This is a genomic window from Dyadobacter endophyticus (assembly GCF_014641595.1).
GTDB classification, from domain to species: Bacteria; Bacteroidota; Bacteroidia; order Cytophagales; family Spirosomataceae; genus Dyadobacter; species Dyadobacter endophyticus.
On the sequence record NZ_BMIA01000001.1, the window covers coordinates 1,931,288 to 1,950,954 of the forward strand.

A 19,667-nucleotide genomic window follows, 5' to 3' on the forward strand; every position below is an offset into this window, starting at 1 on the left:
CTTAAATCAATCCTGATGAAAACAAACTGTTTACTGTTGCTCCTGTTGCTGACAGTGACCCTGCCCTCGTATGCGCAGGTGACGCCCGTGGACGATTGCGAATCGCTCACCGGCTGGGGCGGTGGCGGCAACACCCTAAGCCTCGACAGCGACGCGCCTGTGCAGGGAACTTATTCGATTAAGTCCGAGGGCGGCAATACCGAGCGCCTCCGCCGGACATTCCCGACGCCGATCAATACCGGCATCGGCCCCACCGAGCTGAACATCGCTTACCTCCAATTCTCGCTCTTCGTGTCGGACGTCACGAAGTTCAGCGTGTCGGGCGGGCAGTTCGAAATTACGAGCTCAGGCAACCCTGATACCGATGAATACAACTGGGGTACAGGCAGCGTAAATTTGCGCAACGGCTGGAATAACGTGGTGCTGCGCCTGAGTGCAGCAGGTAAGCAGGGCAACCCCAACCTGGCGGCGATCAACTTTTTCAGGTATTACAAACCCATTAATGCAGGGGAATCGATCATTATCAAGATCGATAATATCCGTTTTACCAAAGGCTATGAAGGCAGTGTGCTTACGGGCGCGCATATTTTCAACGCAGCTGATAACACGGCGGGCTGGTCGAGCGGCGACCCGTCGGGCGGCGATGCGCCGGGCATAGATACGAGCAACAAGATCCTCGGCAGTGCATCCATCGTCAAAACCGGCTCAGGCCCCGACTGGTTTACATACAATCCCGCGCCGTTCAATACCACCGTGACAGAGGCCAATGGCATAGTGAAATTCTGGCTGTTTGTTTCCGACGCCACCAAAATGAATGGCAACGGAAGCATCGTATTCTCATCATCCGGCCAATCGGGAACCGATGAATACCGCTGGAACCTGGCCAGTCAGAAAGTCCTGAACGGCTGGAACCATATAGTTCTGCATTTGCCGGATGCAGCGAAAACAGGTAATCCAAACCTCTCGGCGATCAATTACTTTCACATCAACCAGACGGTTAGCGGAGCCATTACCGCCCGGATCGATGAAATAGAGTTTTATGAGCCTACGCCGGCGACCACGCCCGTTCCATCGGCCAACACGCTGAATGGAAAAGTAATGTTCGGCTACCAGGGCTGGTTTGGCCTTCCTACAGACGGCAACCCTGTCCACAACTGGTGGCTGCACTGGTTCGGCGGTGCACCCGACCACGCGAATGCTACCGTAGATATGTGGCCGTACCTGGGCGACTATCCGTCCAATGAACTTGTGGCTACCAATATGGTGTACAGCAACGGCGCGCCGGCAAAACTGTTTTCGAGCTACAACTACAATACCGTCGACCAGCATTTCAAATGGATGCGCGAGCACGAGGTCGACGGCGTTTTCCAGCAGCGGTTCCTACAAAACTTCCGGACAGGCGATCCGCGTGTCCCCCGGCATTTTGAAAAGGTGATCGAGAATGTACAAACCGCCAGCTTGAAGTACGATCGTGTTTATGCGATTATGTACGACCTTTCCGGTGCGGACGCCACTTCGACCGAAGCAGTGATTGCCGACTGGAAACAGCTCGTGGATGCAATGGGCGTCACTTCCGAGAGCAACTACCTGTGGCACAAAGGCCGCCCGCTGGTCGCATTGTGGGGGCTTGGCCTGGCTTCCAACTCCGAAGCCACTGCGGCCCGCTCCGACAAGCTCGTCAAATGGTTCCGCGACGGCGATCCTACCGACCCGACCGACGATCCCAAATACCGCGCAACCGTCATGGGCGGCCTTAACGACAACTGGCGTACGCATGCCGCCGAGTGGCTCGCGGTGTACGACCAGCTTGACGTGATCAGCCCGTGGTCGGTGGGACGATATAATAATGAAAGCGGCGCCAATGCATTCGCGATCAACTCGGTAAGGCCCGACATGGCCTATTTGCAGCCCAAAAACATCGATTATATGCCGGTCATCTTTCCGGGGTTTTCGTGGTTCAACCTGCAAACTGTGCGGAATAACCCTTCGGCCGCCATTAAAAACGCGATCCCACGCAACGGGGGAAGCTTTTTGTGGCAGCAATCGCAGAATGTGATCAACGAGGGGGCCAGCATGATATACCTGGCAATGTTTGACGAAGTGGACGAAGCGACCTCTTTTTTCAAAATGGAGAAATTCGCCGACCATACCCCGAAAGGCGGCGATACCTGGTTCCTCTCGCTCGATGCCGACGGCTACGATCTTACGCCCGACTGGTATATGGCCATTGGTAGTTATACCAAAAAGGTGCTCGCGGGCAAGGCCACGAACAGCCTTTCTGTCCCGCTCTACCCCAATGCACTTAGCACCACGGCGGGCCAGCCGCTACCTGTTACGCTAGTGAGCTTTGCCGCCCAAACCGAGCAAAACAATGCATTGCTGAGCTGGCGCACTTCGCAGGAAACCAACAGTTCGCATTTTGAAATACAGCGGAGCACCGATGCCAAGGCATTTGCGACCATTGAAACAGTTAATTCAAACCAAAACTCCAATGTGAGGCAGGATTACATTTATGCAGATGTCAACCTGCCTGCGGGGCGTTTCTATTACCGCCTGAAAATGGTCGACGGCGACGGCTCCTTCGGTTACAGCAGCATCGCAACGGCGGAAATCAAGACGCCCATGACGGTGAAAGTCTACCCAAACCCGGCTGCCAGCGTGCTCTCGGCAAAATCCGATACACGGATTTTAAAGGTGGATATTGTCAATGCTGCCGGACGTAAAATGCATTCATCCTCGCCCGGCAAGCCATACTTTGAACTGAATATTGCCAACTGGCCCTCCGGAACATACATTGTAAAGATCGACGGTGTTGAGCGGAAGGTCGTAAAACCCTGAATTCAGACCAATTTAAGCCGGGGCATTCTACGCCCCGGCTTATTTTTTGACATACCGCAGACCCACCGAAAGACCGATCTGGTAAGGCTGGATTTTAAAAGGATTGTCGGGATTACGCAATTTAGACAGGCTGTATTCAAAATAAGGTCCGACGGTCATAGCAACATGCTTGCCCGCAAAGAGTTCCTTCCCGAACCCTGCATTGACCCACACCATATTCTTTTTCGACGTAAGGTCGCGGCTAAATTCTGCCCCGACGTCCCCAAAATAGTTGCGCAGGAAATGCGACCGGCGTACCGCATGCTTTTTCGCGGATATACCTACCAGACGCGCCGTACTCTGTTCCTTCTGAGGAATGCCTTTTCGAACAACCTCATAATTGCCCGTAAGATCCGGCCCGACTGTAAATTCGCTGGTCGCGATCTCATAGCGGTACGACTGCCTGAACTGCCCGTAGTTGAGCAGCAGCTGGAAGCCTTTGCGCTCCACTCCGGCCGAAAACTTGTATCCCACAGTTTCCGCGGAGATGTTTGCCGGAAAAACAAAGTTCTGGTAAACGACGCCATTTCCCGGCCTTACGGTCAGGATCTGGAAAGTGCGCAGCGGCGTTATGCCTACAATGATGCCCCAGCGTTCTTTGACCTGAAATGCATAACGTTTTTGCGGTTCCCCGGGTGTTACGAGGCTGTCGGGTGGCCAGCGATATTGTGGAAGGGCCATTGGCCTGTGATCCAGCACCCCGATGTCTTGATCGGCCAACGCAGGCCCTTCCAGTTCCTTCATATTGCTTTGATTGATAGAGTCGCTGTTGGACAGCGAGCTTCCGAAGCCTATTTTCTCCAATTCTGATTCCAGGAACGCCCTGTCCTCTGACGAAATATCCTTATCCCGAATCCAGATAGAACCAAACGATGGATTAGACCTGACCATGTCGATAAACTTTACGACATCCGCACGCTTGAACCTGTATGGTTTCGCGACCGTACGGGTTGCACGTGAGACACGCGCACCCACAACTTCCCACGTAGCCGGCACCGGTCCCGATTTGACCGATGTTTCGTGTTGAACCAAATCCGTATTGCCTGTGCGGATTTCAGCCACCGGAGCAAGCTTGCCCCCTTCTGGCTGGCCTTTCTGCATTGCCGGACCGGGAGTAGTTGTCGGTGCCTTAGAAAACTCGTGGGCAATCTGCGGCACAGAAAGCGATACCAGGTATACGGTCGCTGTCAAACCGATCAATAGCAAAAGTGAGGCTATCAGGGCGGTCTGGACCATGCTCGTTCCTCCACCCAGCCCTTTGAATATCTTTTCCCGGAGGGTCGGGTCGGGTAGTCTTTCAAAATTGTCGAATCGTTCCCGGAGCGCTTTACGCAACTCCTCGTCGATAGGCTCGTCAGAAGATTTCATATTGCGTAATTCCTTTTTCCTGTAACTTTTTCATTAGCAAATTTCTTCCCCGCAAAAATTGCGATCGTGACGTGCTGTCGGAAATAGCCAGCATTTCGGCGATCTCACCATGCGTGTAACCATCTATCAAATGCAGGTTGATGATCATCCGGTATCCGTCCGGCAACGTGTTGATCACATTCAGCAGTACGTTCATATCTATCTGAGTGATAATCTTTCCATAATCTCCCGAATCGAGCTCCCGCTGATAATCGTCCAGGTTCGAGTACAGCTGCTGCTCCTTCGTCGTCCGGTGATAGTAATTGATCGCCGTCCTGATCACCACCGATTTAACCCAGGCATCGATCACCTCCACGTTTCTCAATTCATTGATATTTTTAAAAACTTTGATAAACCCGTCCTGAAAAATGTCCTCCGCTTCGGCCTTCGTTTTCGCATAGCGCACGCAAAGCCCCAGCAGCCTGGATTTGTACCGTTCATAGAATGCAGTCTGTGCCCTGGTATCGCCAGCCTGACAGGCCCGTACCAGATCGGCAAGCGAACTGTATTTCTTGCTGCGGAAAAAGGTCATTCAGAGGGGTTATGAAGTGTATCGTTGAAACAATTATTGTTCTTTCACCGGTATATCGTCGTTTGATACGACATATTTACAAAGTTTCCATCCTGGTCGAAATTGAACTGGCAATTTTCGTTTGTCCCCTGCAAAACGATCACATAACCTGTCCCAATGGGATCCGAAAACTTATATCCCTCGAGTATTTTCAAAGAGGCAAATGCCGAGCCTTTTACAAAGTTCTGTATTTTCTCAGGGTATTCATCAATATGATAATAAAATGCTTCGGCACGATAAACGGTACTGATCAATTTACCCGGAGCATTAAAAGAAAATTCATAACTGGTACTCGATGCAGTGTATGCATTCACCTCATATTCTTTTTCATTATTTGCATTAATAGAAACCCGAGCATTTGAAAACCTCAGCTTTTCTCTTTCCAGAAAGCTTACTACCGGACCGGGCAGCGTATGCAGCTCATCTTTTCCGATAATGTAGGAAAACTTGACATAAGGCTCTAACCGAATCACATATTTAATAGCATTGGCAGGCTTATATCGCACCCATGTGAGCAGGTATTCACTGTTATTCCAGGTATATTTGGAATGGAAAACCTTATCCTCATTCACCTGAGGCACAGGCTCTTTGTAAACATCTGCCACGCCGCCGCTCACGCTCCGGGAGGGTAACGACTGTCGCATTGAATCGGGAACCGCACCATACATCCGGTACACGCTCAATATCTTTTTTGTATTTAAAGCCGCGTGAAAAGGATTGCCATTCAATTTGTAATAAACCTCATAGAGTTTTTCCTTTTCTATTGCCTGAAAAGTAGCATCCGTAGCGTCTGGATATGCATCGGACATTACTTTGATGATCGCTTCCGGCAATATTTCCGGCGGGATCACCTGTCGATCTTTATAATTGCTGCATCCTTCCAGAACGAGGATTAAAACAATTAAAAGAAATAATCTGTCGGTATACCTTCTTTCATTCATAGCATCAAATAAGTTGATCGCCGGGGTGCCAATTGTATATTTAATATATGGATACTCCTAATTTGTGCTCCGCATCCCGGTATTCGACGTCCGTCATCCAGGCTGCGCGCATTATAAAAGCATAAGTTATTTTTCCTGCTTCTGTTTGCTCTTCCACCACGATCCGTATCCGCTCTGAACTGGCCGCTCTTCGGGCTTCTTCCACGCCCCGGAACAATGGGGCAGGCTCGCTGGCAACATACCCCGAATCGGGCCGCCAGTCGCTTCCCGACAATGCCCCGGCAAGAGACCGGATACTTTCTGGCAGTGGGAATTTCATTACCTTACGCTCACTGTCCCAGGCCCATTCCCCACTTTCCTTCACCGTCCGGGGCATCATTACACACTTAAATTCACCAAACGGGACGTTGCCGTAAGCGCCCGACATCTTCATTTCGCTGACGACGCCCTTCCCGAAATAGCCCCGCCCAAACTGTACCGCTACCATCGGGATCACTTCGTTCAGGTAATGGCTGTTCAGCAACGGGGATACCTCCCTTACATTCACCGTTGCAATCTGATCTTCTTCCTGACGGGCCATTTCCTCGATGCGCCAATACCTTTCCTGTACGATCATCCTGCCCAGGAATTCGGCTTTTGTAAGCCCCTGGCCTGATTTCGGTCCTACATTCGTTTCCGTGTCGCATGCCAGCAACGACAGCATTACAAAAAGAAGGCTGTTTGCTAAGCATATCCAGGTCTGCCGTTCGCGTCCGGCTTTTCCATGCTTTATTATCATTCGTCAGATCGTAAAAAAGTCTTCCCGCAGGTTCGCCCGTGGGGCGGAACATGCAGGAAGACACCCACTTTCAAAAAAACGCTGCACGGAACGGGAAAAAACTTTAAGCCATTCCCGGAAGTTTGAGACCGGAGCCTTTCAGAGCCTCCATTAGTTTCTCCTGGATTTCCATTTTAGTGTCCACAAAACCGTGCGCGTCCAGCCACACATTCACCATCACTTTGTAACCGTCCGGCTCGATGGAGGATATCCCGATACGTCTTGCGGGGACTTTAAGGGCACTTTGGGCATGATCGAGGACATTATTGACGATGTTTTTAACCTCCCTGAAATCGATACTGTTGCTAAATTTCATCTCTACATCGAGCCGCCTGTTGCCCGAGCCGCTGACGTTGATGATCACTTCATTCGAGAGCTTGCTGTTAGGGATCACTACCTTGCGGTTATCGTACGTTTTCACCACCGTATAAAAGATTCTAATCGCTTCGACGGTCCCCTCCTGCCCCTGTGCCACGATGTTGTCGCCCACATGAAAAGGTTTGAGGATCAGGATCAGTACGCCACTCGTGAAATTTTGTAAAGTACCCGACAAAGCCAGGCCCGCCGCAACACCAATTGCGCCAATCAAAGCGGCAAAAACCGTCATTTGAATGCCTACTATCTGCATCACGGAGATTACGAGCAGCACCCGCAGAGAGGTCACCGCGAGGCTGAGGAGGAAGGGTGTGAGCGACGGGTCGATGTCGCGTTTGGACATGTGTGTGCTGAGCCAACGCGAGAGCAGACGGATGAGCCAGAAGCCGGCGATCAATACGCCTATTCCCAAGAGAACGGGTGGCCCGGTTTCCAATATCCACGCGTAAGCTTTGTTATAGAATTGCTGAATTTTCATGATTTGACTTCATTGATTTAGATACCGGCCTCGCGAAAAAAATCCGTTCCAATGCCCGTTGGCATATTTTTTGACCCTCGCCTTTCAATTAGTTAAGGAAAAATCCCAACAGACATGGAAATCCATCATCAACAAACCAAATCATCCGGGGTCACCGCTGGCCGGGCCTCGATAGGCCGCGCCACGATTGGCCGGGCCACGGTTGGCCGATATGCAGTGTACCTGATCATGGCGGCGATCGCCGCGGGTATTGGGTTTTACTTTTATGCCCCAAAGCCGGTCGACAAGGCGGCCAACGAGAATATGTCGCTCTTCCTGCAAAACAAGATCAGCGATGTCGATTTAAAACTTAAAAACGGCGATAGCGACACCGATTTGGCCACGCGACTTTCGTGGCACAAGTCGAATACTGCTTTGTATAACGAAGCTAAGTCCAACTCCGACAAGCAGGTCGCTGAACAGCGTGAAGTCCTGAGAAAGAAAATGGTACAAGTCCAGGAGCGCGACTTCCCCGAATTGCGCACCGAGTATGTCGAATCCAAAAAGGAAGCGCTCAACGAGCAGCATGTCGTCATTGGATTAGCAGGCAGTCACCAGGAGGTACTGACTTTTGAAGGTACAATGTTCAAACCGAAGCAGGTTCAGGAAGATTTCATGAAGAACATTTACGGGATCGTGAATGACCTGCGGTTTAAAAAAGTGGTATACAAATGGTCAGAAGCGCCTGATGGGGTGCACAATTACGAGATCAGATCGAAGGCGGATGGGGAGATCTAATAGCGGTCAGTGGTCGGTTGACGGCGGTCGGTTAACGGCCGTCGCCCCAAATTCACTCCGATAAATCCTGATGAGCAGCAGCAGGTAGCTGATCAGTAACGGACCGAAGATGAAACCCCAGAAGCCGAAGAGCCTCAACCCGGCGATCAGGCCCAGGATGGTGATTACCGGATGCACATTCCCGACTTTCTGCAAAAAGGTGATGCGCGCCACATAATCGATGTTTCCGATAATGACTGCGCTGTAAGCGGCGAGACCGATCGCTTTTCCGGTTTCACCTTTTGAAAACAGGAATATCACAAGCGGCAGCCATATCATCGCCGTACCGATCACCGGGAAGAATGCACACAAACCGGTGATCAGCCCAAGCAGCACGAAGTCTTCGATGCCGACAATCCAATAGCCCACCAGTGCCACCAGTCCCTGGATCAGTGAGATCAGCGGAATGCCTAGTGCATTGGCACGCACCATGCCGCAAGTCTCGTCTGCGATCGATTCTATATTCTTGTGTTTGAGCGGAATAAAATGTTCGAGCGTATCTTCCATGAGCCGACCGTTTTTAAACATAAAAAAGACCAGGAAAAGGATCATCAGCAGATTTCCAACCATGGTAGCTGAGCTGTTGAGTATCCCGGGGATAAAGCTCGCCGCTTTTTTACGGATGTCCGTCGTAGCCTCTTTGGTAAGCAAGTCCTGCCCGGTCCATTCGCGGAGTTGTGAGGATATTGCGTCAATCGCATGATTTACGGGTTCGGGATTTTCCACGATCATATTGATCTTTTGAAAAATCATCTGGATTGCAAAATATACCGGCACCACAATACAGGCCATAAACACTACCATAAAGAGGATCGCAGTGAGGCCCTTCTTCCACTTCCGCTGTTCGGTGAGGTGAAAATAGTACTTCCGGCAAAGGATATAAAGCGTGAGGGCACCCAGGAAGCCGGGGAAGAAAACATAAAGTTCCTTGAAAACGAGTATTGCCAACGCGGTGACAATCAGCAGAAACGCTACCTGCCGAATTCGGTTATTAAAGTCTGCGACCATGAATGTTTGATTTTTATCAATATACGCAGTGCAATTATTATACCAGTGGCTCCGGCAATAGGCAAAAGAAAAACGCAGCATAACCTGTTATGCTGCGTTTTTCTGTATATCGGGATGGCTATGCCGCCGATTGGTCGTCTACTTCTGCATCGGGTGCATTTTTCTTAACGGACTCGATCCCGTTGTCGCGGCTGGCTGCACTTTCATACATTTCGCTGCTACCGATCGACTGGCCGTTGGTTGCTTTTAAAAGAAAGTAGAATTTGTCGTTTTTGGAAGTAAGGCGCTCGAACCGAGCATCGTCCTGCGCGTTTTTTCTCACGGACTCAACACCATTCTCGCAAGCAGCCTTCGTAGTATAACCTTCGCTGGCGAGGATTACCTGACCGTTTCCGGCTTTCAGGTTAAATTGAAATTCTCCGTTGGCCCTTTTTGTTATTACAAATTTTCCCATGTTTTGAAAAGATTGGATTAGGCTTTCAAAGTACGATTATCTTTTATCAATGCAATGCTATACGTTGTCGAAAAAACGCTATACGTTCTTGATGCCGGCCCGGATCAGCCGCGCCACCCGCCCGCGATAGGGAGCGCTCACGGGCAGGATATGCGTATCGATTTCGATCATTTGCTCATTGAATGCCGTTATTTTGCTGATCGACACGATCAACGAGCGGTGTATCCTCATAAAGCCCTTTCCCGCCAGCCGCAATTCGATCGCGGCAAGTCCCTGGTAAACGATAATCTCCCGCTCGCTGGTTTTGATCTTCGCGTAGTTCTTGACCCCTTCGATATACAGCACTTCCCGAAGAAATATCTTCACCACCGACTTTCCCGAAAACAGATACACAAAAGGCCCCTGATCCGGGATTACCTTCCTCTTCCTGGGCTTCCGCTGGAAACTTCGCTTTACAACCGGTGGAATCGTGGCGTAATAGCGGTCGATACTATCGAGAAATTCCTCGAAAGCGACGGGCTTCACCAGGCAGTCGACGATGTGGTCGTCGCCGCCAGGCGCCCACTGTTTTTTCTTGTTCGACAGGAAAATGACCCTCGGGCGGCAGGGTAACATTTTCAGAAACGCCTCTCCGGTAACTTTCGGAAGCATCACATCCAGGAAAAGGAGGTCGATCTTGTGCCGCTGAAGATACATCAGTCCGTCGATCGCGTGGTAGAATGTCCCCACGTGTTCCAGCGAATCCAGCTCGCCGATGTAGGATTCGAGAACGCTCGCAGTGTACGGTTCGTCGTCGATGATCAAACATTTAATTCTGCTCATAAAAGTAATCCGGTGAAAAGATACATTTCAATTGACCGGTCAAGTAATGAGAAGAAGCGAGCTGAGTAGATGGCGCTCAATTTCCAAATAATTCGGGAAAACTCCAACGCCATCCCTGCGGGTCCGCGGCAATAGCATCAGATACTTTTCAGGTACATCCGCAGCGCCCGCATTTCGGTATCCGAAAATGCAGCGGTCATCTGCCATGGCATCGGTGCTTTCAGCTCGGTACCATCCGGCCGTTTACCCGTGCGGAGCGTCTGGAAAAACTGCTCGTCGGTCCAGCGGGCGCTTTTCCCTGTAGATGAAATGTCTGGTGTACCGCCCTCTCCCGGCGTTCCCTTCATGTCGGGCTTGTGGCAACCCGTGCAAATCTGGGTCACATATTTGCCGAAATCGGGGGTAACGCCTTCACGAATGGCCATTGGAACGGGCGCCTTATGGTCTATTTTTTCGGCTTCAAACAGTTCCAGTTCGCCCAGATCGGCCATGATGGTAGCGCCCACGCCTATCTCGCTCGGCGGATTCTCACGGTTTACAGGCGGTACCTGTGCGCAATATGCGATCACAGCTTTCAAATCGGTTTCGCTCAGCTGATTAAACCCGGCCGAAGGCATGTAAATCAGCGGCGTACCGTCGCGCTGCACGCCGTGGCGGATCGCTCGTACCCAGTCGTCGGTATCGAAATCTTTGGGCACGCCGCCCTTTCCTTTGGTGAGATTCCGGGCTGTAAGCCGGCCGATCCCTTTTTGTTCGAAGAGTACTTTTCCGCCGAGGTCTTTGTCGTGGCAATCGGTACAGCCTTTGGTAGTCACGAGGCGCCTGCCCATGGCGAGCGTAGCAGAGTCGTTGGGAATGTCCAGTTTGACGGGCTTCACCGCATAAACTTTGTGCTGACGCTTGCCGATCATAATGTGGGCCTTGGTGTAGTAACCGATGGCAAGCAGGATGATGACCAGCAACGTACGGCCGGTCCATTTCAGGATTTTTTTTAACATGGCTTTTTGACAATAACAGTTTGTAAAAACTGCCGACGCTGGCCGGCGTTGCAAAAATGCCCTGTCGGCCAGCCTTTTCCATTGTCAAATCCGTCGAAGCGTCATTATAGCTGCATGAATTGTAGTAACCTATTTACCAAGCCACTTCTTGAAGTCCATAGCCTTTTCGCGGCTGATGATCACCTCGCTCTCTGGCGTGGGTGTGAGCGCCAGTTTGATCTTGTTGTTAAAATAAGGATTGATCTGCTGCACACAATGCACGCTGATGATGAACTGGCGGTTTGCCCGGAAAAAGCAGTCCGGGTCGAGCATTTTTTCGAGTTCGTCGAGCGTATAATCGATCGGGTATTTGTGATTGTTTTTTGATTTGAAAAGACTCGTCCCCTCTTCCGAATAAAAATAGGCAATATCGGTCACCTCTATCGGCACCCATTGCTGTAAATGCTTCACGAGGAAGCGCTTGCGGTATTCCGATGGCTGCATTTGCTGGCGCAGCTGCTTTACCAGCGAGTCGATCGCATCGCGGTCGAGGTTGGCGGCATGTTTCGCAGGATCGCTCTCGGCACCTTTGGTAAGGCGGTTGTATTTTGCCAGGCTCGCTTCCAGCTCCTGGCGCTTAATCGGTTTCAGCAGGTAGTCGATACTATTCACTTTGAATGCCCGGAGCGCATATTCATCATAGGAAGTCGTGAATATCACCGGCGATTCCACTTTCACCTGGTCGAATATTTCGAAGCTCTGGCCGTCGGCGAGCTCGATGTCCATCAGGATCAGATCGGGCACTTCGTTGTCTTTCAGAAATTCCACTGATTCCTGCACGCTCGCTGCTTTACCCACAATTTCTATATTACCATCAATTTCAGTTAATAGTTTGGAGAGTTTTCTCACCGCCAGGTCCTCGTCTTCAATCAATAATACCTTCATAAGCCGGTTTTGTTGTTCATGTTTAAGGGTGAAAATTTAAGTCAAGATAACCAATTCCCGAAACCCGCGGGAAACGGAAACGCATAAACGTCCTATGAAACGGTATTTACCGCCCATGAAACGTCACCGTGCCACCGGTACCGACATAATATGACCTTGAAACGCCCGATCCGCACCTGCAAACGTTCCATACACCGACTCGTACGCTTCACCTACCGCATGGCACATTTGATACACAATGCCCGCGGCGAGGCAGCTGTGCCGTCCTAATTTGGCACAAGCAATTGCAAATCTGTTAGCCATGAAAAATAAGAAATTCCCTGCCGGCACGAGCGTGCATTTCCTGTACTTTCTTGTGCTGGCAGCAGTACTGTCCGGCTGCATTGAGTCCGCTCCCGTACCTGATGAAGTGAAATCGTCGGCGCCTGGCTTCGGCAGTTCCATACGACGTCCGGAAGGTACGCCGGTCAGCTTTCCGCCAGGCATTAAAGTTGTCGACAGCCCGCATTGGGACGAGCACTGCGCCGACCAGTCTGGCAAACTAGTTTACGGCGTCGGCGATGTAGGCTTTTGCATTCAATTTTCAAACAGCTTCGATACGCCGGTAACGGTAAAAATTCCGGCAGGTGCAATTTTCATTTCAGACAACACAGAATCGCCTAATGGATTTATTATAAAGGATTTAATTACCACAATACCTGCAAAGAGCAGCCAGGTTTTACATTTAATGACCTGCTCCATCAATCAGGACCGCAGAGCTCGCACCACGAGTTTCGAGGCACAGCCGGTTTTGACCAACCATTATAACATACCTGAGCTCCTTAGCATGTTGGAATCTAAGAAAATCAATGCAGCGGATTACGATGGTGGCATGCCGCCGGCAGCTATTTCCGCCATTGTGCAGTCGGCCGTGTATGAAGTCGCGCACACGGGGCAACTTTCTTTCGGATCACGCGAAAAACTACTGCAACTACCTGATAAATAACAGCTAGGCCGATTCCAGCAGCGGCAGGCTGACGGAAAAGCTTTGCGCGTTTTCGTCGATATTGATCTCTCCCTGGCCGAGCAAACTATATTTGGTCGCGATATTGGCGAGACCAATGCGGCTGGAAGCGACTTTCATGGAGCGTCTCTGCAAATTATTAGAAACTACAAGCCTGCCGTCGATCGTGGTATTGAGGCGGATATACAATGGCTGCTGAGGCATGATCACATTGTGCTTCACGACGTTTTCCATGAGTAATTGCAAAGTCAGCGGCGGCAGCATGTGGCCGCGGTATGCCGGGTCGATTTCTTCTTCCAACCGCAAATTGCTGCCGTAACGCGTGCTGAGCAGGTGAAAATAGGAACTCGCGAAGTTCAGTTCGGATTCCAGCGTCGTGAGCTCCGACTCGTTGCTGCGCAGCAGGTACCGGTACACATTGCTCATTTCATCGATAAACTGCGTGGCGAGTTCGGCATCTTCCTCGATCAGCGAGGAGAGCGAGTTAAGGCAATTGAAAAGGAAATGCGGATTGATCTGCTGTTTCAGGCTCTCGAACTGGCTTTGCAGGTTCGCTTTGCGCAGCTTCTCGGTCTCCAGCAGTTTTTGCTGCCAAAGCTCGAACGCGTACACGCCCTCGTGTATGCACGTGACCACGACGTTCATGAGCGCGCCCAACGCGAGCGCCCATTCGAAGCTCGTAAGGTCATATACGTAGCCCGGGAAACGCGCCGCTTTATAACCAAAAAAGAGCCCGCTGATAATCGCTACGTTGCAAACGATATGCGCCGGGATCATGAGCAGCATCCGTTTGGGTGTTTGTTTAAAATGCGAAAACTGCTTGCGGAACCAAAGACCGATACGGGTGTGTACCAGCTGATAGGCAAGCCCGAAAACGATGGTAGACACGAGCGTTGCCTTTGCAAATACTGAAATGTCCGAGAAATAAATATTCCCTACCAGCAGGTAATTCATCAGGAAAATATACGCCGGCAGCAAAGCGAGGGCGATCCAGATATCCTGTTTGGTGTATGTTACCAGCAGCTTCACGTCGTTTCGAATTGATTACGGGGTGTTCCTATCGGTATTCTCACAGTGAAAGTCTCCCCGTCGTCGAAAAGTACCGGCTCTTCCAGGTTCAGGTCACGGAATCGGGTAATGAGCGTTTCCAGGCCTTCACGGGCTGCATTAACATGCTTCGGTTGAATAGAATTACGGACTTCGAGCTGGCGGCCCTGCGTCGCAATCGAGAGTTTCAGCGGTTTTTGCTTCATGACCACATTATTCCGTATCGCATTGTCGACCAGCGTTTGCAATGTAAGCATCGGCACCATGCAGTTGGCGCAGCTGTCGTCCATATCCATTTCCACTTCTATCGCCGAGCCATAACGGGTACTCGTCAGAAAGAGGTACGAGTTGATGAAATCACTTTCGCTTTTGAGCGATGCCAGGCCATTTTCACTCGTATGGAGCAAATAGCGGTAAACGCTTGAAAGTTCGTCGAGAAATGCGCCCGCCTGCACGCGGTCTTCTTCCACGAGTGCGGAAAGTGAATTGAGGCTATTGAATAAAAAGTGCGGGTTAACCTGGTTTTTAAGGTTGTCAAACTGATTTTGCAACGCTTTCTTCTTGATCGCCTCTTCCTCTTGCAACGCAACCCCGTACTGGTTCAACGAATAGATCAGCTCATATATAGCGCCCACCGCGAAGAGCGTCACCACACAAAGGATGTTGTAAATGCCATATTCCTTTAATGTAAAAACCTCCCAATCCCAACGCGCGAAATACATGAGCAGGAAAAAGAAGCCCTGGCTGAGTACCTCGATAGCCAGGTAGCCAGAGAAGGTCACGATGATCCGCTGCCGGGTCTGTGAAATATCGGGATATCGCACACGCCATTTTTCGCTCCATTGCGCCATGAGCTGCCAGGTAATGAGCGTGCAGCCGAGCCACGCCAGGGTGATGGTGAGGCTTTTCCAATTACTTCCGATAAATTTCTGTACAAGAAAAAGGTTCAGCAGCAATGCCCACACGAGGATCACCAGCGGACGGAACCATTTCCATTGCGAAGGATTTTTCAAGTTATACCGGGATATTTGGGTCCAGGAAGCAATTAATCTTCCAAATATATTTTTTTAGCCTCATATTAAAAATTGCTATATTTATAATGCCTGGGCGCGTGCCTTCAACGATATATTTCCGGCCCACTGCTCGTTAACTTGTTTTGCAACACCACAATCATCTGAATGCGGCCTCCCCGGGCCGGCAAGACTTTTCTTGTTCCTCATTTAAACTCCTTCTCAGATGGAAGCAAACAGTTCCTTTAAAACAATCCCCGATTTCAGGGGCAGGGTCATCACTTCTGCCGATGCCGACTACGATACCGCCAGGAAAGTCCACAACGGTATGGTCGACAAATGCCCCGAGTTCATTATACGTTGCGCGGACGAGACGGACGTCATTAAAGCCGTTCAGTTTGCCCGTGAAAACGACCTGCTGGTGGCTGTACGCGGCGGCGGCCACAACGGCGCCGGCCTCGGCGTATGTGACCAAGGGTTAGTCATTGATCTTTCGGCCATGCGCAACGTCACCGTCGACCCGGTTGCCCGTACCATCAGGGCACAAGGCGGGTGCCTGCTGGGCGATCTCGACAAAGCGGGTCACCCTTACGGGCTTGCCGTGCCTACGGGGATTAATGCGACAACGGGCATCGGAGGGCTTACGCTCGGAGGAGGTTTGGGACATTTGACACGCTTCGGCGGACTGACGATCGACAACCTGCTCGAAGCAGAAGTGGTACTGGCCAATGGAACGAGGGTGAAGGCATCCCCTACGGAAAATCCGGACCTGTTCTGGGCTCTCCGTGGCGGGGGCGGCAATTTCGGTGTGGTAACCTCGTTTCTTTTCCGCGCACACGAGGTGCATACCGTGTACGGCGGGCCGATGTTCTGGGATATCAACGACGCCAAAGCGATGATGGAGTGGTACCAGGATTTTATCAAGCAAGCACCGGATAGTGTAAGTGGCTTTTTCAATTTTCACAAAATCCCCCCAGCACCCATATTTCCCGAACAATACCACCTTCAACTGATGTGCGGCATTGTATGGTGCTGTATCGATGAGGAGGAGGCAGCGGAAGTTTTCGATCTGGTACGCAAGTTCCGCAAGCCGCTGATCGACGCCGTAGGGCCGCTACCCGTTCCGGCGCTGCAAACCATGTTCGACGACCTTTTTGTGCCCGGATACTACTGGTATTGGAAAGGCGACTTTGTGAAACACCTTAGCCCGGAAGTAATGGATGTGCATATCAAACACGCGCACAAGATCCCCAATTTTTTCTCGGGCATGCACCTCTACCCGATCAACGGCGCTGCCGGCCGGATACGGAACGACGCTACCGCCTGGAACTACCGCGATGCCACCTGGTCCATGGTAATCGTAGGCATTTCGCCCGATCACGCCGAAAAGGATCTGGTTACCGGTTTCGCGCGCGATTACTGGCAGGAACTGCATCCGCATGGCGCTGGCGGCGCTTATGTCAATTTTATGATGGATGAAGGTGCCGACCGTGTGCAGGCGACTTATGGAAGCAACTACGAAAAACTAACGCGCATTAAAGCCAAGTATGACCCCGATAATGTTTTCAGGGTCAACCAGAACATCAAACCGGCATAACAACTGTCAGCCAGGAGCGGAGTCGAAGGCGTCTTGCGTGACGCCTTTGGCCGCTCAGGCTGACAGTTAACGGCCATTTTTTTAGAATAACACCCCTTCGTCATCCGATTTCGCCGGTGGCGTGTAAACATCCTCGGAAACCTGCGTCGAGTCGGTCGCGCATTCGCCGGTGTAGCCTTCCGGGCGCGGGAACGGGCCCTTGCGGTATTGAATGAGCGTCTGGTCGTTGTAAACCTTTTGCATGAATGCGCCCCATGCAGGCATGGCCACGCGCCCACCCTGCCCGAGCGCCAGGCTGCGGTAGTGAATGCTTCGGTCCTCGCCTCCAACCCACACACCTGCCACGAGATTGTGCGTCATGCCCATAAACCAGCCGTCGGAATGGTTCTGCGAAGTACCGGTTTTGGCCGCGATCTCATTGCCGTCTGTAACACCCCATTGCCGCAGGCGGCCTGCCGTGCCGCCCGGGTCTTCCACTGCGCCGCGCATGAGGTACAGCATATTATAGGCCATATTTTCGCTGAGTTCCTGGCTCTGCTGCTCATGAAACTCGGCCAGGAGCTTGCCGTGGCGGTCTTCGATGCGCAGGATCGTCATGGGCATCACCTTGTACCCCCCGTTGGCAAATGAGGAATAGGCCGATACCATTTCGTAGATGGAGACATCGCCCGTTCCAAGGCAAAGCGCAGGGGTAGCGGGCAAATCGCTGGTAATGCCCAGCTTGTGGGCGTAATCCACGACAGTATTGGCTTTCACCATTTTCATAATGTTAGCAGTCACCGAATTCACCGATTTCCCTAATGCCTGCCGGAGCGACAGCGGCTGCTCCGAGTACACGCCATTGGAATTTTTTGGCGTATAATCTTCCTGAACGTCATCAACCCCGGCTTGGAATGTCACGGGCGAGTCCATGATCTTTTCACAAGGGTTTATAAAGTTTTTGTCCAAACCTGCCGTATAAACAAATGGCTTGAAAGTCGATCCGGGCTGCCTTTTGCCTTGCTTCACATGGTCGTACTGGAAATATTTGAAATTGATCCCTCCTACCCACGCCTTCACGTGCCCATTACGTGGGTCCATGGCCATCATGCCTGCGCGCAGGAAGTGCTTGTAATATTTGATGGAATCGATGGGGCTCATCGTAACCTCCTTTTCCCCATCCCAGGAAAATACCTTCATTTTATAAGGCTTCCGCATCACTTTCCACGCCTCCTCTTCTCCCAGTTTGTTTTTAAGCACATTGAAATACGGCAGGCGACGAACGGCTGTATTGATAAAGCCCGGAATTTCCTTCCCATTTTCGTCGATCCAGGGATTGCGGCCCTTCCAGTGATCGTTGAAAGTCTTCTGCTGCTCTTTCATGTGGCGGGTTAGCGCGTCTTCCATGTACTCCTGCATGCGCGAGTCGATGGTGGTGTAAATGCGCAGGCCGCTTGTGTAGAGGTTCAGGTCCGTGCCGTTTTCCTCGTTGTATAGCTTCACCCAGGCCTTCATATATCCGCGCATCGATTCCTGGAAATAGGGCGCCGGACCATTGGCGTGCGTCTCCATGGCAAAATGCAAGCCCAACGGCTTTTCTTTCAGCTCGTTGAAATCGTCCTCGGTAATGTCGTCATACTTCGCCATTTGAGCCAGTACCGTATTGCGGCGGTTAATGGCATTCTGCGGGAACCGCATCGGGTTGTAGATCGTCGGGTTTTGCAGCATGCCTACCAGCAATGCCGATTGCGTTAAATCCAGGTCGCGCACATCGGTGTCAAAATACGTTTTAGCCGCTACCTTCACCCCGTAAGCATTGTTCCCGAACGACACCGTGTTCAGGTACATTTGCATGACCTCCTGCTTGGTATATTTCCTTTCAAGAATGATGGAAAGAATCCATTCCTTGGTTTTCGCGATCACGATGCGGACGACGGGTATTTTGCCCAAACTCCCTTCAAATTCCTCGGAACGCGTATTGAACAGGTTTTTGGCGACCTGCTGTGTGAGCGTACTACCGCCGCCTGAGCTCGAATTACCCGTGAGGATGCCCTTCGCCACCCGCAAAAGGCTCCGAGGATCGATGCCCGAGTGACTGATAAAGCGGGTATCCTCCGTCGCGAGCAATGCGTTGATGAGATTGGGCGAAATTTCGGAGATTTCCACCGGCGACCGGTTTTCAATCAGGTATTTACCGATCGACTTGCCATCCTGCGAGATCAGTTCGGAAGCGATCTCGCTTTTGGGGTTTTCTAACGCCTGTAAATCCGGCATTCCGCCGAAAAGCCAGAAAAAATTGTAGTTAACGGCAGTAATGTAAAATATCAGCAAAGCCAGCCCAATGCCGAATGTACGCCAGAGTAAAAGAATGCGACGCCGGTATTTCCCGGGTTTCAGTTGAATCATGTATTTTCCAGAGTAACGTCCAATAAACCGACCAAATAAGTGAATTTGATCCACAAATCAGCTATTAGAACGTCACAGCGACGGCATTTGCTATTTTTTAAGTGAAAATATTTAAGTTAATTAAAGTATACCAAAAT

At 51.1% G+C, this 19,667-nt stretch carries 17 protein-coding genes; 4 read left to right on the forward strand and 13 right to left on the reverse strand.

Features of this window, described 5'->3' with window-relative positions:
• Positions 1 to 15 precede the first annotated feature (15 nt).
• Complete coding sequence (locus IEY24_RS08000; protein WP_188930385.1) at positions 16 to 2,838, forward strand: T9SS type A sorting domain-containing protein; 2,823 nt, start codon at positions 16 to 18, stop codon at positions 2,836 to 2,838.
• 39 nt (positions 2,839 to 2,877) lie between these two features.
• Here the strand turns inward: IEY24_RS08000 and IEY24_RS08005 are convergent, their stop codons facing one another.
• The 5 genes from IEY24_RS08005 to IEY24_RS08025 form a co-directional block, all read right to left on the reverse strand.
• Complete coding sequence (locus tag IEY24_RS08005; protein WP_188930387.1) at positions 2,878 to 4,245, reverse strand: hypothetical protein; 1,368 nt, start codon at positions 4,243 to 4,245, stop codon at positions 2,878 to 2,880.
• Positions 4,232 to 4,816, reverse strand: coding sequence for an RNA polymerase sigma factor (locus IEY24_RS08010; protein ID WP_188930389.1), 585 nt, complete (start codon positions 4,814 to 4,816; stop codon positions 4,232 to 4,234). The genes IEY24_RS08005 and IEY24_RS08010 overlap by 14 nt, the downstream gene beginning before the upstream one ends.
• Before the next feature lie 44 nt (positions 4,817 to 4,860).
• The gene (locus IEY24_RS08015; protein ID WP_188930391.1) at positions 4,861 to 5,796 is read right to left on the reverse strand and encodes a PepSY-like domain-containing protein; all 936 of its coding nucleotides are present in this window, start codon (positions 5,794 to 5,796) and stop codon (positions 4,861 to 4,863) included.
• A gap of 40 nt (positions 5,797 to 5,836) precedes the next feature.
• A complete protein-coding gene (locus tag IEY24_RS08020) occupies positions 5,837 to 6,574 on the reverse strand; it encodes a hypothetical protein (RefSeq protein WP_188930393.1) in 738 nt (245 codons plus the stop codon).
• Positions 6,575 to 6,677: 103 nt separating this feature from the next.
• Positions 6,678 to 7,466, reverse strand: a complete 789-nt coding sequence (locus IEY24_RS08025) for a mechanosensitive ion channel family protein (RefSeq protein ID WP_188930395.1) — start codon at positions 7,464 to 7,466, stop codon at positions 6,678 to 6,680.
• Between the two features lie 114 nt (positions 7,467 to 7,580).
• Between IEY24_RS08025 and IEY24_RS08030 the strand changes: the two genes are divergently transcribed.
• Positions 7,581 to 8,243, forward strand: a complete 663-nt coding sequence (locus IEY24_RS08030) for a hypothetical protein (RefSeq protein WP_229221584.1) — start codon at positions 7,581 to 7,583, stop codon at positions 8,241 to 8,243.
• Positions 8,244 to 8,249: 6 nt separating this feature from the next.
• Here IEY24_RS08030 and IEY24_RS08035 read toward each other — a convergent pair whose 3' ends face one another.
• The 5 genes from IEY24_RS08035 to IEY24_RS08055 all read right to left on the reverse strand — a co-directional run bounded on the left by IEY24_RS08035 (position 8,250) and on the right by IEY24_RS08055 (position 12,488).
• Positions 8,250 to 9,290 carry an AI-2E family transporter gene (locus tag IEY24_RS08035; RefSeq protein WP_188930397.1) on the reverse strand — a complete coding sequence of 347 codons (1,041 nt, stop codon included), beginning with the start codon at positions 9,288 to 9,290 and terminating at the stop codon, positions 8,250 to 8,252.
• A 118-nt stretch (positions 9,291 to 9,408) separates the two neighbouring features.
• Positions 9,409 to 9,744, reverse strand: coding sequence for a YegP family protein (locus IEY24_RS08040; protein WP_188930399.1), 336 nt, complete (start codon positions 9,742 to 9,744; stop codon positions 9,409 to 9,411).
• Between the two features lie 78 nt (positions 9,745 to 9,822).
• The gene (locus IEY24_RS08045; protein ID WP_188930401.1) at positions 9,823 to 10,566 is read right to left on the reverse strand and encodes a LytR/AlgR family response regulator transcription factor; all 744 of its coding nucleotides are present in this window, start codon (positions 10,564 to 10,566) and stop codon (positions 9,823 to 9,825) included.
• A gap of 137 nt (positions 10,567 to 10,703) precedes the next feature.
• On the reverse strand, positions 10,704 to 11,564 hold the full coding sequence (locus IEY24_RS08050; protein ID WP_188930403.1) for a c-type cytochrome: 861 nt from the start codon (positions 11,562 to 11,564) through the stop codon (positions 10,704 to 10,706).
• A 129-nt stretch (positions 11,565 to 11,693) separates the two neighbouring features.
• Entirely contained in the window at positions 11,694 to 12,488 is a 795-nt protein-coding gene (locus IEY24_RS08055; RefSeq protein WP_188930405.1) for a LytR/AlgR family response regulator transcription factor, read from the reverse strand.
• A 301-nt stretch (positions 12,489 to 12,789) separates the two neighbouring features.
• On the opposite strand from IEY24_RS08055, the gene IEY24_RS08060 reads away from it, so the two are divergent.
• Positions 12,790 to 13,473: a hypothetical protein gene (locus IEY24_RS08060; protein WP_188930407.1), complete on the forward strand. Its 684-nt coding sequence runs from the start codon at positions 12,790 to 12,792 to the stop codon at positions 13,471 to 13,473.
• Between the two features lie 3 nt (positions 13,474 to 13,476).
• On the opposite strand, the gene IEY24_RS08065 is transcribed toward IEY24_RS08060, so the two are convergent.
• Both IEY24_RS08065 and IEY24_RS08070 read right to left on the reverse strand, forming a co-directional pair.
• Entirely contained in the window at positions 13,477 to 14,520 is a 1,044-nt protein-coding gene (locus tag IEY24_RS08065) for a sensor histidine kinase (RefSeq protein ID WP_229221600.1), read from the reverse strand.
• Positions 14,517 to 15,551 (reverse strand): sensor histidine kinase, encoded by a 1,035-nt coding sequence (locus IEY24_RS08070; protein ID WP_188930408.1) that lies wholly within the window; start codon positions 15,549 to 15,551, stop codon positions 14,517 to 14,519. The genes IEY24_RS08065 and IEY24_RS08070 overlap by 4 nt, the downstream gene beginning before the upstream one ends.
• A 223-nt stretch (positions 15,552 to 15,774) precedes the next feature.
• Here IEY24_RS08070 and IEY24_RS08075 point away from each other — a divergent pair, with 223 nt between their 5' ends.
• Positions 15,775 to 17,145, forward strand: coding sequence for an FAD-binding oxidoreductase (locus IEY24_RS08075; protein WP_188930410.1), 1,371 nt, complete (start codon positions 15,775 to 15,777; stop codon positions 17,143 to 17,145).
• 81 nt (positions 17,146 to 17,226) lie between these two features.
• Here IEY24_RS08075 and IEY24_RS08080 read toward each other — a convergent pair whose 3' ends face one another.
• Positions 17,227 to 19,530, reverse strand: a complete 2,304-nt coding sequence (locus tag IEY24_RS08080) for a penicillin-binding protein 1A (protein WP_188930419.1) — start codon at positions 19,528 to 19,530, stop codon at positions 17,227 to 17,229.
• Positions 19,531 to 19,667: the final 137 nt, after the last annotated feature.